Genomic DNA, 14,341 nt, shown 5'->3' on the forward strand with positions numbered 1-14,341 from the left:
CAGTCTCACTCAGCCGCGTAGGACAGGCTTGGAGCTTCGGCTGGCACCGCGCGCTCCATGCGCCTGATGGAGACGTGCATCCAGGCGAAGCCTGTGACGACGATGACGAAGAGCAGCATGAAGCAGCTCGACCACACGCCGGTAAGGTCGTTGAGGGCGCCGAAGGCGATTGGCAGGATGAAACCGCCGAGCCCGCCGATCATGCCGACAACGCCGCCGACGGCGCCGACGCTTTGCGGATAGTAGGCCGGGATGTGCTTGTAGACGGCGGCCTTGCCTAGGCTCATGAAGAAGCCGAGCACGCAGGCGACGGCGATGAAGGCGAGCGGGCCGATCTCGAAATGAAAGGCGATCGGCCCGCCTATGCCGCGCACGACGTAGTCTGCCGAGGGGAGAGACAGAACGAGTGTCGCGACGGCACTGACCGCGAAGGTCCAGTAGAGCACGGTGCGAGCGCCAATCCGGTCGGACAGCACGCCGCCATAGGCGCGGAAGATGCTCGCGGGAATCGAATAGGCGGCGCCGATCATGCCGGCGGTTGCAAGCCCGAAGCCGTAGACGCCGATCAGGTAGCGCGGCAGCCACAGCGACAGCGCCACAAACGCGCCGAAGGCGAAGAAATAGTAAAAGGCGAAGCGCCAAACCTGCAGGTTCTTGAGCGGCGCGAATTCCTGCCAGAAGCTTCTGGTCGGCGCCGCCTTGCCGGCACGGCGCTCACGGATGACCGGATCGTCGCCGGTGGTGAACCAGAAGATGGCGGCCATGACGACCAGGGCTGCCGCCCAGATCTGTGCCACCGACTGCCAGCCCCAGGAAAGAAGCACGAACGGCGCCAGGAACTTGGTGACCGCGGCGCCGACATTGCCGACACCGAAGATGCCAAGCGCCGTGCCCTGCCTGCCGGCCGGGAAGAAGCGCGAGACATAGGCGACACCGACGGCGAAGGAGCCGCCGGCGAGCCCAACACCGAGCGCGGCGACCAGCATCTGCCCGTAGGTGTGCGCAAAAGCCAGCAGGAAGGTCGCGACCGCCGCCGCAAGCATGGTCGCGGTGTATACCAGCCGTCCGCCAAAACGGTCGGTCCAGACACCGAGCACCATGCGCACGAGCGAACCGGTGAGGATCGGCGTGCCGACCAGCAGGCCGAACTGCGTCTCGTTCAGCCCAAGCTCCTGCTTTATGCGCACGCCGATGATTGAAAAGATCGTCCACACCGCGAAGCAGACGGTGAAGGCGATGGTGGACATCACAAGCGCCTGCCGGGAAGCACTGTCCTGGCTGGGCGCGGCTGGGAGATTTGCGGTCAATGTCTGGCTCCGGTTTGCGGCGTGGAAGGCACCGCGGTGTCTTGTGAGTGAATGATCAGCGGCGCGGCATCGGTGCGTGCAACGAGACTGGGCCGGCCACGGTCAGGTCCTTGCTTTCGGTCTTGGCGTCGACGGGAAACAGCAGGAGTGCCGCGGTGAACAGCGCCGCCGTCAGCGCGCTGCTGGCCAGAAAATCACGGCGCGTGAAGTCCGCGAGGGACGCGCCAGTTCCGATCCGTTTCGTCATCGTCGTCTCCGGTTGGGCGCCGCCTGGGGTCAGCGCCGTCGATTGGGTCAAAACAAAAAAAGCCGCCGGCCAGGTCTTCGCGTGCCCGTCCATCCGGGATCGCGTATTGACCTGAGCGGCAGCTTTGCCTGTGGCGCCCGCCATTGGACGCCGTGTCACTTGGCCCTTGCGGGCCTGCATTCCGAAAAGCAGGAAGCGTGCCAATTCGATTTCGCTCTGGATTATCGAATGCAATCAATGCGAATTGCAGCCGCGCAACCTTCGACCACGCTCGGCAACGGATCAAAGATTAGTCAGAATGCCTTGCACAGCAGCATAAAATTTGTGCAATGCGGTAGATTGCCCATTGTCGATGCAGGTTGCCAATTGCCGCTGAGGCGCGCTTTTCGCTCATGGCCTTACTCCGCCGCTTCGACGAAGCGGTGGCGTTCGTAGAGGAACTTCAGCACCGCCTCGCGGCAGCGCAGGAAGGTGCGGTCGGAAGAGAGCTCGACGCGGCGGCGCGGCCGGGCCAGCGGCACGGCAAGCACCTCGCCGATGGTCGCCGCCGGACCGTTGGTCATCATGACGATGCGGTCGGAAAGCAGCACCGCCTCGTCGACATCGTGGGTGATCATGATCGTCGTCGAGCCGAGCCTGGAATGGATGTCCATCACCGCATCCTGCAGATGGGCGCGGGTCAGCGCGTCGAGCGCTCCGAACGGCTCGTCCAGCAGCAGGATCTTCGGCTCCATGGCCAGCGCCCGGGCAATGCCGACGCGCTGCTTCATGCCGCCTGATATTTCCGCCGGGCGCTTGTCCCTAGCGTGCGCCATCTGCACGAGGTCGAGGTTGCGCATGATCCAGTCATGGCGCTCGGCCCGGCTCTTGCTGCGGCCAAAAACCTTGGACACCGCCAGATTGATGTTTTCGTAGACGGTGAGCCACGGCAGCAGACTGTGGTTCTGGAACACTACGGCGCGTTCTGGCCCAGGGCTGTCCACTTCCTTGTCTTCGAGCAGCACGGCGCCGGCGGAGACCTTGGTCAACCCGGCGATCAAATTGAGCAAGGTCGACTTGCCGCAGCCGGAATGGCCGATGATGGAGACGAATTCGCCCTTGTCGATGGTCAGCCTGATGTCTTTCAGCACCTCGCTGACCTGGCCGCCACGAGCAAAGGATTTGTCGATATGGTCGAGTTTCAGATAGGCCGCCATCGCCCCTCTCCTCACTTTGCCGTTGTGCCGCGGGTGACGAAGGCGCCGACGCCAGCGACCAGGCGGTCGAGGCAAAAGCCGGTGACGCCGATATAGGCGAGCGCGACGATGATGTCGGGCAGCCGCGACGAATTCCATGCGTCCCAGATAAAGAAGCCGATGCCGACACCGCCGGTCAGCATTTCGGCGGCGACGATTGCGAGCCAGGACAGGCCGATGCCGATGCGCAGGCCGGTGAAGATGTAAGGGGCGGCTGCCGGCACCATGATCTTCACGAAGAATTCGAGCTGGTTGAGCCTCAGGATGCGCGAGACGTTTCGGTAATCCTCGGGGATGTTGCGCACGCCGACGGCGGTGTTGATGATGATCGGCCAGATCGAAGTGATGAAGATGACGAAGATCGCCGACGGGCTGGAATCGCGAAACGCTGCCAGCGACAGCGGCAGCCAGGCGAGCGGCGGCACGGTGCGCAGGATCTGGAACACCGGGTCGAGGCCGCGCATCGCCCAGATCGACTGGCCGACCAGGGCGCCAAGCGCGACGCCGACGATTGCCGCCAGGCCAAAGCCGATGGCGACGCGCTGCAGTGAGATCAGCACGCGCCAGGCCAGCCCGATGTCCTGCGGGCCATTGTTGAAGAACGGATGCGCGATCAGATCGTAGGCCTCGGTCCACACCTGGCTGGGCGGCGGCAGGCTTGATGTGGGCGACGAACAGGCAATCTGCCAGACGACGAGCATCAGCGCGATGACGATGACCGGCGGCACCAGCGCGCTCGCCAGTCTGCCGGCGATCACCACCGGGTCGAAACGGCGTCGCGTCTTGGCGGTGAAGGCGATGACCTCGGCCGGCTTGGCCGGCGCGGGAAACGTCTTCACCTTGGTGTCCTCGATGGTTTGGATGGACATGTCGTAGAAAAACTCCTTGGGCAGTATTCTTGGACGACAGCGGCATGGCGCCGTTTGCGAGGGCGACAAACGGCGCCTTGGGCGCCCTAGGCCAAAGCCTTGATCTTCAGGCTGTCGAGATAGGCCGATGGGTTGGCCGGATCGAAGGTCTTGCCGTCGAAGAAGGTTTCGACACCGCGCGACGAGGATGCCGGAATGTCGCTCGCCGCGACGCCGAGGTCCTTCGCCGCCTCGCGCCAGATATCCTCGCGGTTGACCTGGTCGACCAGCGCCTTGATGTCGGTGGTCGGCGCGAATTTGCCCCAGCGGATGTTTTCGGCCAGGAACCAGCTGTCGTGGCTCTTGAAGGGATAGGATACGCCGCCATTCCAGAATTTCATGTAGAGATCGGTGCCGGTGGCGACGCGGCCATTGCCGTAGTTGATGTCGCCCTTGAGGCGGCCGATGATGTCGGCGACGGGCACGTTCATCCATTGCCGCTTGCCGATGATGGCGGCCATCTCGTCCTTGTTCTCCTTGGCCTCGCACCATTGCTGGGCCGCCATGACGGCCATGACGATCGCCTTGGTGGCGTTCGGGTTCTTGTCGATGAATTCGGCGCGCAGGCCGAGCGCCTTTTCGGGATGGCCCTTCCAGAGTTCGCCTGTGGTGGCTGCGGTAAAGCCGACGCCCTGGTGGACGAGCTGCTCGTTCCACGGCTCGCCGACGCAGAACACGTCCATGTTGCCGACCTTCATGTTGGCAACCATCTGCGGCGGCGGCACGACGATGGTGGAAACGTCCTTGTCGGGATCGATTCCGCCGGCGGCCAGCCAGTAGCGCAGCCAGAGGTCATGCGTGCCGCCCGGGAAGGTCATGGCGGCCTTGACCTCCTTGCCCTCGGCCTTCTTGGCGGCGAAGGCGTCCTTCAGCTTGGAGGCGTCGAGGCCGACGCCGGTAGCGGCGTATTCCTGTGCGACCGAAATGCCCTGGCAGTCGTAGTTGAGCCGCGCCACGATCGCCATCGGCATCGGCTGGTTGTTCTGCGTCACCTTGCCGGTGTGCATGAGGTAAGGCAGCGGCGACAGGATGTGGGCGCCGTCAATGCCGTTGGCCTCGCCGCCGAGCATCAGATTGTCGCGCGTCGCGCCCCAGGAGGCCTGCTTGAGCACCTCGACATCGGGCATGCCGAATTTCTCGAAAAACCCCTTCTCCTTGGCGATCATCAGCGGCGCCGCGTCGGTCAGCGCGATGAAGCCGAGCTTGGCTCCGGTGACTTCCGGAGCGGCGGTGGCGGCATGGGCGCCGGAGGGTAGCAGCGCACGCGCGGCCGCCAGGGTTGCCGCGGTGGCAGCACTTGCCATCAGGAAATTGCGGCGAGTCATGCCCTCGAGAGGGGCTTCGGTCTTGATGCGTTTCGTCATCGTCGTCTCCCGTTGGGCACAGCTTGGGATCTGCGCCGTCGATTGCGTGTTCGATCAAAACAAAAAAGCCGCCGGCCAGGCCGCGCGCGTCCGTCCATCCGGGATCGCGTGTTGACCTGAGCGGCAGCTTTGCCTGTAGCGCCCGCCATTGGACGCCTGTTCCGTGACCCCGAGAAGGGTCTGCCTATTGCAAAGCAGGAACCGTGCCAGTTTCGGGACGAATGACAAACATCAATTGAATCAATAATATGATACAATCGCCAACGCGCCGGCGCGCTGGGCGAGCAAGCCAAAGATTGTTCATCAGCGCAGTTGCACGCACAATTTTTGTGCAATGCACAAGAATGGCGCGGAATTGATCAGGCGTCAGTGCGGGCGGATTTCTGGCCGGCAATGTAGGCGTCGATCTCGTCGGGATCGAAGATCTGGCCGTCGAAGAAGCCGTCGGGACCGAGCACGAGGCTGGCGCCGGCGGAGCCGACAGGCGTGGCAGACGCGAGCGCGCCCTCGACCTTGGAATTGGCGCCGGGAAGCGCGACGCCAAGCGGCTTCAGCGCCGAGCGGTAGAGGTCGGGCCGGTAGCAGTCGCGGGCAATGGCGAGGTTTTCCGGCGTGTGCGCGACATGTCCCCAGCGCACCATCTGCGTGTAGAACCACAGCGCATGGCTCTTCCACGGAAAGTTCGCCGCCTTGTCGAAAGGCAGGAAGAAATCCTCGACCACGCGGTCGGCGCCCTCGCCCAGCCTGAGTTTTCCCGTCAGGATCGGCATCTGCACTGCCGGCGGCAGACCGAGGAAGCCCGGCTGTGCCATCACAGCCGCCAGTTCGCCATGGTTGGCCGGATCCTGGCACCAGCGCGCCGAATGATGCAGCGCGCGCAGCAGTGCTGCCAGCGCCTCCGGGTTTTCGTCGGCCCAGGCCTTGCGCACGCCGATCACCTTTTCCGGACTGTTCTTCCACAGCAGCGCCTTGACGGTGACAATGTGACCGGTGCCGGCGGCGACAGCAGCGCTGTTCCAGGGTTCGCCGACGCAATAGCCATCGATGCGGCCGGCGGCCAGTGCATCGGCCATGAAGGGCGGCGGCACGATGACGATCTCGATCTCGTGTGACGGATCGATGCCGCAGGCGGCAAGCCAGTAGCGCAGTTCATAATTGTGCCCGGAATGCGGGTGCACGACGGCGAAGCGCAGCGGCTCGCGGCCGGCGGCGGCGCGCTCACGGATGAAGGCACCGAGGGCGGCACCAGCCCGCGCGGGCTCGAGATCGGGCACAGCACCATGCGCCGCCATGCCTTCCCAGACGGCGTTGGAGATGGTGATGCAATTGCCGCCCAAGCCCAGCGAGAACGGCACGATCGTCTCGGAGGCGAGCGGCGTCAGCCCGAGATTGCAGGCGAGAGGCATCGGCCCCAGCATATGGGCGAGATGGAAGTGGCCGATGGCGATGCGGTCGCGAATGTTGGCCCAGGAGGTCTCGCGATGTAGCGTCAGGTCGACGCCTTCGCGCGCGGCAAACCCCAGTTCGCTCGCTGCGACCAGCACGGCGCTGTCGAAGAGCGGCATGAACCCGGCGGTGATCTGGTGTGTCGCGCTCATTCGTCCTCCGACGGCCCGAGCAGCCCGGCGGCGGTCACCAGGCTCTGGGCGATGTCGCTGATCTTGCGGTTCTGGTTCATCGCCGTCTTGCGCAGCAGCGTGTAGGCAGCCTCTTCCGAGAGGCCGCGCGACTTCATCAATATGCCCTTGGCGCGATCAATGACCTTGCGGCCCTCGAGCTCGCCGCGAACCTCTTCCAGTTCACGAGCCATGCGCGAAAAAGCATTGAAGCGGCTGACGGCCATGTCGAGGATCGGCTTGACCCGTTCCTGCCGCAGACCGTCGACCACATAGGCCGACACGCCGGCATCGACCGCCGCCTCGATCGAGGCCTGGTCGGAACGGTCGACGAACATGGCGATCGGCCGCTTCACCGCGCGCGACAACTGGAACATGTTTTCCAGCATGTCGCGGTTCGGATTTTCCAGATCGATGACGATGACGTCGGGCTCAATCTCGGCGATCCGCCGCGCAATGCCTGACACGTCATGGATGACGGTGACCCGCTCATGGCCGGCCTCGCGCAAGCCGGCCTCGATGATCGAGGCACGGATGCGATTTTCGTCGATCACCAGAACGGCGAGTGAGGAGCGGACCATGCCTCAATATGTACAAGCGGGCAGATTGTGCAATGCGGCATGGGGGCTGGGCCTGAGTCTAAGCGACAGGCACATGAGCACCGCACACACGCAGTCGACTCCCAAGCCTACCTGGGGGGCTAGCCCGGCGAGGTGGCTGACGCGCTCGCCAAGATCTTGCTTCGCGCCTGCGCATACTCCCAAGCGGAGAACGGTGGATCAATCTTTTGCCGAGGCTCTGCCAAGACGAATGGATCCGGGCCAAACAGGCTGTATAGTTCAAACAGTTTCTCGGCGGTCATGCCCGGTCTGAGTGAGTTCTCCAGGTCGGCGTCGACTATGGCTCGACATCGCGCCACGGCCTCATCGTAAGTCGGAAATGTTGCGTCCAGGTAGCGTTCACTCTCATCCCGGTAATGAAAGTGGTCATCGACAAAGACCTGGTATTGAACGATTTGCGACAACCAGTTGCCCCCCGGCAAAATCCTCTTGGACTTTAGCTCGTCCGTTGTGGCTCAGACAAGGAGGTGGGCGCTTGGCAGCGACAACGGTCCGGCCGCCCTTCCCTGTTGTCAAACGCAAGGGCCAGTCGTTGAGCCAGACTGGACATAGCCTGCGGGCGATGTGATCAGTTGGGCTTTGAACGACGATCCTGTGGGGCCTCAAGACCCGCATTGGCAAGCCTTTGGCGAAAGCTGAGAACCCAATCATTTCCTTCGTCTCGAAGCATGTCCCAGAGTGGCCATTCAGGAGCCGCTTCGATCGCATGCAAAACGGTCCAATTGAGCCCGAAGGCAGTGTCGCCCGCAGCGGGCAACAACGATATCAGTGCGCTGACATCATCCACGGACAGTGGAAGGACAAAGGCCTCAATACACTTCTGCGCAGCAACAATTTGCTCGGCATCGAGATCGTCCGTCAACTTCGGAGCAACCTTGCAAAGGTTCTTGACGGCATCCTGCATCATGCAGTTCTCCAACCCGTCAGCAGCGTTTATCGGATGCCGGTCACGCTCGTTTTCGTTTCACTCCTCGAAGGAGCTCGCTGCGACATAGATCGACGCCAGTTGCTCGATGCCGGCCTGGTCGGCCTTGTCGAAGCGGCCGGGCGTCGGGCTGTCGAGATCGAGCACGCCGAAGACGCCGTCATTGTCCCTGAGCAGCACGACCAGCTCCGAGCGCGAGGCAGCGTCGCAGGCGATATGGCCGGCAAAGTCGTGCACATCCTTGACCAGCATCGACATTTCGAGATCGATCGCGGTGCCGCACACGCCCTGGCCGACCGCGATGCGCACGCAGGCCGGCTTGCCCTGGAAGGGCCCAAGCACCAGTTCTTCGTCGGATGCCATGAAATAGAAGCCGGCCCAGTTGATATCGGGCACCATCTGGAAAATCAGCGCTGATGTGTTGGCGGCATTGGCGATCGAGTCGCGCTCGCCGTCGAGCAGCGCCTTCAATTGCGTGGCGAGGTTGCGGTAGAATGCTGCCTTGTCGGTGGTGTCGATGGCCTTGGCCGCAAACATCGTGCCTTCTCCGTTGACGGCGTGCCGAAACGCCCGCTCCTGTCTGCCACCAATGCAGCGGCTGGGAAATACACAATCGCGAAATGTCGCCAGCCGAAGAAGCGACCGCGTTCGGCCGTCCACGCCACCTGATACAAGCAACAGCTGTCAGTTCGGCCGGCGGCCAAAGACGCGAGCGGCGCGCCCGAGCAGGCTGGAGCCGGCACTGGTTGATGGGGCCGGCTGCGCCGCATTGTCGGCTGGGGGATGATTTCTTTTGTCGGACGCCATTGCCATGACCGCTTTGCTGGCGTCGAAGCCGGCGGTTGGCCTTGCGCCCTTCATTCTTTGCTGGGTCAGCGGCGAACATGTCGGCTGGCCGTCGGCGCCGAGAATCTCTCCGACAGTCAGCTGATTGGTGAAGCGGTAAATATCCCAAACGGCATATTTGACGGCCTGTGCGTCATAGGCGCCGCTTCTGTGCTTGGCATGCATGTCCATCAATTGCGGGATCAGGAATTGCGCCTTGTCCGGCGCGGCTTCGCCTTCATATGGCAGCGTGCTCCAGCCAGACTTTATCAATGTCGACCTGAGTTCGGCCGGCCCTCGCCACAGCGCGACAGAAGTTGCCGGATCGATAAAGGCAGCGACGTAATTGCCCTTCATGTTGTGGGCGATGCCGACCTGGGCCAGCAGGTCCTTGCATTCGGGGACGAGCCAAACGGCCTTCGGAAAGATCGATTGCAGTTCGAAGTCGTAGTTGAGTTCCACCGCCATCGTTCCATCGCCTGACCTGGTGCCATTCTCGCTGTTTCCGCTTAAGGTTTTGCTATCCCGTTTGGTGAACGGTTGGTTCGCTGGCAGACAGGGCGGGGCGCAAACATCGTTTGTCGTCTCCGTTGCCAGCGTGCCGAACCGCCCGCTACAGTTTCCCCTGTCAGCCACCCATGGCGCGCGAAAGTCACCATCGTGAATTCCACCAGCCGAAACCGCGACCGAACGCAGCCGACGGCAAACGAAGGCCCCCTTACCTTCGCCGTGCTGGTGTTTCCCGGCTTTCCGATGATGGCGTTCAGTTCGGTGATCGAGCCGCTGCGCGCGGCCAATGTGCTGGCGAAAAAGGACTGCTACCGCTGGGTGATCGTTGGCGCCGCCGAGGGAGCGGTGGAGGCCTCTAACGGTGTCGTTATCCAACCCGGCTTTTTCGCCGGTGATGCGCCCAAGGTCGACCGCATCGTCGTCTGCTCGGGCGGCAATGCTGACCATGTCGTGGCGGACGACGCCATGAACTGGATCCGCAAGAGCCTGCGCAATGGCGCCCATATCGGCGCGGTGGCGGATGCCGCGTTCTTCCTCGCCCGCGCCGGCCTGCTCGACGGCCATGCCTGCACCTTGCACTGGACCAGCCAGGCGGCCTTCACCGAGGCGTTTCCGGAAATTGAGCTGCGGCGCGATCTCTACGTCATCGACCGCAAGCGCTTCACCTCGGCCGGCGGCGTCGGCAGCCTCGACATGATGCTGGAGATCATCACCAACGATTATGGCGCCGAACTGGCGGCCGGCGTCGCCGAATGGTTCGTGCACAGCCCGCTGCGCTCCAGCGTCGACCGCAAGCTGATGCCGCTGCGCCTGCGCACCGGCGTCCAGAACGAACTGGTGCTGTCAGCCATCGCCATCATGGAGGATGCGGTGGAGGAGCGCCTCGCCATGACGGAACTGGCGGAGCGGCTCGGCGTCTCCTCCGACAAGCTCGAACGCAATTTCCGCTCCGAGCTGAGCATCTCGCCCAATGGCTACTACCGGCGGCTCAGGCTGAAGCGCGCCGCCGACCTTTTGGCGCATTCAACGCTGATGGTGCGCGACGTGGCTCTGGCCTGCGGCTTCGCCTCGATGTCGAGCTTTGCCCGGGCGTTTCGCGAAGAGCATGGGCATGCGCCAAAGGTGGCGCGGCGGCATTAGCCACCCGGCGGCATTCCGCACGACATTTGCGGGATTCCGCACAGACTTTGCGCGGCGCATGGCCCATTTTGCCCGCTTCAGGAGGCACGCATGAGCATCGTCGTATTCGACCCCGACAGCACCGAGGACGTCGACTTCAAGGACCGCATGCGCCACCCGGCCACGGCGGACCCGGCCGGCGGTATGTGGCTGTCCGACACCGAGCCGTCCTTTATCGACGCGGATGCTTTGCGCAAGGGGCGGCTGGCCAAGCTGCGCAGCTGGATGCGCGAGGCCGGCTATGGCGGCGTCGTCCTGTTCGACCCCTACAACCAGCGCTACGCCACCGGCTCGCGCAACATGTTCGGCTATTTTCTGCGCAATTCGACCCGCTATTTCTTCATCCCCACCGTTGGACCGATCGTGCTGTTTGAATATCCGCAGAGCTACCATGTCTCAATGGTGCTCGACACGATCGACGAGGCGCGGCCGTCCAAGCTGGTGTGGTCGTCGGTGTCGGGCCGTGACGACGAAACCGCCGGCCCGTTCGCCGACGAGATCACCGAACTGTTGAAAAAACATGGCGGCGGCTCGATGAAGCTCGGCCTCGACCGCTGCAGCCATTTGCAGGCGCTGGCCTTGGAAAAGCGCGGCTGCGAGGTCAAGGATTGCCAGGGCGAAATCCTGGCGGTGCGCGCGGTCAAGACGCCCGAGGAAGTAAAATGCCTGCAAGTGTCGATGGCCGGCGCCGAAGCCGCCGTCTACGCCGTGCGCGAGGCGATCAAGCCCGGCGTCTCCGAAAACGAGCTGTTCGCCATCATGTATGGCGAGGTCATCCGCCAGGGCGGCGAGTTCATCGAGACGCGGCTGCTGACCTCGGGCCAGCGCACCAATCCGTGGTTCAACGAGGCCAGTGGCCGCAAGATCCGGCCGGGCGAACTTTTGGCACTCGATACCGACACCATCGGCTGCTACGGCTATTATTCGGATTTCTCGCGCACCTTCCGCTGCGGGCCGGGCAAGCCGACCGATTATCAGAAATCGCTTTACCGCATGGCGCACGACCAGGTTCAACACAACATCTCGATCGTGAAGCCCGGCATGGCGTTCCGCGAGATCGCCGAAAAGGCCTGGAAGATTCCTGACCGTTTCGTCGACCAGCGCTATACCTCGGTCATGCACGGCGTCGGCATGCATGGCGAGACGCCGTTCATCGCGCATGCCGTGGACTACGAAACCTACGGCCGTGACGGCCATATCGTGGCGGGCATGGTGGTGAGCGTGGAAAGCTATATCGGCGAGAAAGGCGGCCGCGAGGGCGTCAAGCTGGAGGACGAGATCGTGGTCACCGAGACCGGCACGGAGCTTTTGTCGCGCTTTCCCTATGAGGATGAGTTTCTGGAGAAACAGGTTTGATGAAGGTTGCACGCCTCGATAAACCATCGCCGGCTGTTGGGAATAGCCGCAGCGCCCATCGCTTCGTCATCCTAGGGCGAAGCAAGGAGCGCAGCGACGCGGCGCAGACCCTAGGATCCATGCCGCGACTTCCGAGCGCAGCTACGGTACTCATTTGGTCTGCTGCATTACTCGGCCAAGGTCACGGCATGGATCCTCGGGTCTGCGCGTCCGCTTCGCTTCCGCTCCGCCCGTGGATAACGAAGTCAGGGAGGCTTCGGCCAATCACCAAGGGCGATAGCCCACTGAAAGCCACTACGTTGCCTCTTGCAGGCCCATCCGCATGAAGGCCCCCATCTCCATCAAACGCGGCACGGTGGCGGCGGTGTTCATCGATCTCCAGGAAGAGCATCGGCAGGACAAGCGCTATCTGGTCGAGGGTTTTGGCGACATCCTCGCCAACGTGCAGCACCTGCAGGCGGCAGCGCGCGCCAATGATGTGCCGCTCTACCACTGGGCTTATATCGTCGATACCGCCAAGGCGCGACCGTTCCATCCGCTCGATGCCGACGGCAAGTCGGCCTTCTCCGACAAGAGCGATCCGCTGACCGCGATCTGCCCGGAAGTGGCGCCGGCGGCGGGCGAGACGATGCTGGTCAAGACGCAGGCCAGCGCCTTCGGTTCGGGAACTGCGGCCAACGAATTGAAGGCGCGCGGCATCGAGTGGCTGATTGTATCAGGCGTGTGGACCGAGGCCTGCATCGACGCCACCGTCAGGGATGCGGTGGCATCAGGCTTTCGCGTGCTTTTGGTCAAGGATGCCTGCGGCAGCGCCAGCGCTGCGATGCACCAGACCGCCATCCTCAACCTCGCCAACCGGCTCTATGGCGGCGCCGTCACCAACACCGAAGGCGCCTGCCGGCTGATATCGGGCGATACGGTGACCGCATGGCAGGTTGAGGGCTCGGTGCCTTTGCGCTTCACTTATGAAAACGCGGCCCGGCTCTACGACGAGCTTTGACGATTGGATTGCAGTGGGCACGATCCACCAGATGACGGAGCGCAGGAAATACGCCAGGCGGCTCGATCCGGCTTTGTGGGCTTATGTCGATCGGGTCAATGGCTGGTACCCGACCGAGATCGCCGAACTGCCGATCGACAGGCAGCGCGAGGTCTATGACGCGATGTGCCGGGCCTTCCACCAGGGTCATCCGCCGGGCGTATCCGTCAGTGATGGCCTGATCGCCAGCGCCGACCACGGCATTCCAGTCCGCCGCTACCAGCCTGCCGGCAAGGCCGCGCGAGCAATGGTCCTCTATTTTCATGGCGGCGGCTTCGTGCTCGGCGGGCTCGACAGCCATGATGACATCTGCGCCGAAATCTGCGCCGGCACCGGCTTTGCCGTGCTTTCCGCCGACTACCGGCTGGCGCCCGAACATCTGCATCCCGCCGCCTTTGACGATGCGCTGGCGGTGTTCGAATGGGCAGCCGCGACGACCGCTCTGCCGCTCGTCCTGTGTGGTGAAAGCGCCGGCGGCAATCTCGCCGCCGCGGTCGCTCACGCCACGCGCCGCCAGGCGAGTGCGACAGCCGGCCAAGTGCTCATCTATCCCGACCTTGGCGGCGACGAGAGCGCCGGCTCCTACATCGAGCACAGTGAGGCGCCGCTGCTGTCCGCGCGCGACGTCGCATTCTATCGCAGCATCCGCTCAGGCCCGGCGCAGTCGCCGGACGATCCGACCTTTTCGCCGCTGCGCGACAGTGATTTCTCCGGCCTGCCGCCGACGGTCATCATCACCGCAGAGTGCGACCCGCTGTCCTCGGACGGCGAGACATATCGCGACCGCATAGTTGCCGCCGGCGGCAAGGCGTGGTGGCATCAGGAGCCCCGGCTGGTGCACAGCTTTCTGCGCGCCAGAACGACTGTACCCGACGCCGGCGAGGCTTTTACGCGCATCATCGCGGCGGTTGCGGCGCTGGGTAAAGGTGAGTGGCCTTACTGAGGGCCAACGAAGCAGCGCCGATCTCCCCCCTCGTGGGGGAGATGGCCGGCAGGCCAGAGGGGGGCGCGAAGGATCACCACCGTCGATCTGATTATCCGAAATCCATCTGAGAGCACTGCTGAACTTGTCTGAGAGGTCGGCGGGACAGCGCCCCCCTCTGTCCTGCCGGACATCTCCCCCACTTGGGGGGAGATTAGCTGTCCCATTGGTTGCGGAACAGCGCACAAGAACTGCGGAAAGCCGAACACTCCGCTGCGTAACCCGGCC

At 63.5% G+C, this 14,341-nt stretch carries 15 protein-coding genes; 4 read left to right on the plus strand and 11 right to left on the minus strand.

Going from position 1 to position 14,341, the window contains the following annotated elements; translation table 11 throughout:
* Positions 1 to 5 precede the first annotated feature (5 nt).
* From AC1DXN_RS10320 to AC1DXN_RS10370, 11 genes are all read right to left on the minus strand, one after another.
* Entirely contained in the window at positions 6 to 1,247 is a 1,242-nt protein-coding gene (locus AC1DXN_RS10320; protein WP_477273998.1) for an MFS transporter, read from the minus strand.
* A 115-nt stretch (positions 1,248 to 1,362) separates the two neighbouring features.
* Complete coding sequence (locus AC1DXN_RS10325; protein ID WP_477273424.1) at positions 1,363 to 1,758, minus strand: twin-arginine translocation signal domain-containing protein; 396 nt, start codon at positions 1,756 to 1,758, stop codon at positions 1,363 to 1,365.
* Positions 1,759 to 1,952: 194 nt separating this feature from the next.
* Entirely contained in the window at positions 1,953 to 2,750 is a 798-nt protein-coding gene (locus tag AC1DXN_RS10330; protein WP_477273426.1) for an ABC transporter ATP-binding protein, read from the minus strand.
* A gap of 11 nt (positions 2,751 to 2,761) precedes the next feature.
* Positions 2,762 to 3,658, minus strand: coding sequence for a nitrate ABC transporter permease (ntrB, locus tag AC1DXN_RS10335; protein WP_477273428.1), 897 nt, complete (start codon positions 3,656 to 3,658; stop codon positions 2,762 to 2,764).
* Positions 3,659 to 3,744: 86 nt separating this feature from the next.
* Positions 3,745 to 5,061, minus strand: a complete 1,317-nt coding sequence (locus tag AC1DXN_RS10340; protein WP_477273430.1) for a CmpA/NrtA family ABC transporter substrate-binding protein — start codon at positions 5,059 to 5,061, stop codon at positions 3,745 to 3,747.
* 359 nt (positions 5,062 to 5,420) lie between these two features.
* Positions 5,421 to 6,659, minus strand: coding sequence for a CmpA/NrtA family ABC transporter substrate-binding protein (locus AC1DXN_RS10345; RefSeq protein ID WP_477273432.1), 1,239 nt, complete (start codon positions 6,657 to 6,659; stop codon positions 5,421 to 5,423).
* On the minus strand, positions 6,656 to 7,258 hold the full coding sequence (locus AC1DXN_RS10350) for an ANTAR domain-containing response regulator (protein WP_477273434.1): 603 nt from the start codon (positions 7,256 to 7,258) through the stop codon (positions 6,656 to 6,658). The genes AC1DXN_RS10345 and AC1DXN_RS10350 overlap by 4 nt, the downstream gene beginning before the upstream one ends.
* Positions 7,259 to 7,377: 119 nt before the next feature.
* Positions 7,378 to 7,701 (minus strand): hypothetical protein, encoded by a 324-nt coding sequence (locus AC1DXN_RS10355; protein ID WP_477273436.1) that lies wholly within the window; start codon positions 7,699 to 7,701, stop codon positions 7,378 to 7,380.
* A gap of 164 nt (positions 7,702 to 7,865) precedes the next feature.
* On the minus strand, positions 7,866 to 8,204 hold the full coding sequence (locus tag AC1DXN_RS10360) for a hypothetical protein (RefSeq protein WP_477273438.1): 339 nt from the start codon (positions 8,202 to 8,204) through the stop codon (positions 7,866 to 7,868).
* A 57-nt stretch (positions 8,205 to 8,261) separates the two neighbouring features.
* Positions 8,262 to 8,759: a GAF domain-containing protein gene (locus AC1DXN_RS10365; protein WP_477273440.1), complete on the minus strand. Its 498-nt coding sequence runs from the start codon at positions 8,757 to 8,759 to the stop codon at positions 8,262 to 8,264.
* Between the two features lie 147 nt (positions 8,760 to 8,906).
* The gene (locus AC1DXN_RS10370) at positions 8,907 to 9,515 is read right to left on the minus strand and encodes a hypothetical protein (protein WP_477273442.1); all 609 of its coding nucleotides are present in this window, start codon (positions 9,513 to 9,515) and stop codon (positions 8,907 to 8,909) included.
* Between the two features lie 285 nt (positions 9,516 to 9,800).
* Here AC1DXN_RS10370 and AC1DXN_RS10375 point away from each other — a divergent pair, with 285 nt between their 5' ends.
* The 4 genes from AC1DXN_RS10375 to AC1DXN_RS10390 all read left to right on the plus strand — a co-directional run bounded on the left by AC1DXN_RS10375 (position 9,801) and on the right by AC1DXN_RS10390 (position 14,074).
* A complete protein-coding gene (locus tag AC1DXN_RS10375) occupies positions 9,801 to 10,697 on the plus strand; it encodes a GlxA family transcriptional regulator (RefSeq protein WP_477274000.1) in 897 nt (298 codons plus the stop codon).
* Between the two features lie 90 nt (positions 10,698 to 10,787).
* On the plus strand, positions 10,788 to 12,092 hold the full coding sequence (locus AC1DXN_RS10380; protein WP_477273444.1) for a M24 family metallopeptidase: 1,305 nt from the start codon (positions 10,788 to 10,790) through the stop codon (positions 12,090 to 12,092).
* A 322-nt stretch (positions 12,093 to 12,414) separates the two neighbouring features.
* On the plus strand, positions 12,415 to 13,092 hold the full coding sequence (locus AC1DXN_RS10385; RefSeq protein WP_477273445.1) for an isochorismatase family protein: 678 nt from the start codon (positions 12,415 to 12,417) through the stop codon (positions 13,090 to 13,092).
* Positions 13,093 to 13,123: 31 nt separating this feature from the next.
* Positions 13,124 to 14,074, plus strand: coding sequence for an alpha/beta hydrolase (locus tag AC1DXN_RS10390; RefSeq protein ID WP_477273447.1), 951 nt, complete (start codon positions 13,124 to 13,126; stop codon positions 14,072 to 14,074).
* Positions 14,075 to 14,341 lie beyond the last annotated feature (267 nt).

The organism is Mesorhizobium sp. P2_H9, assembly GCF_056403215.1.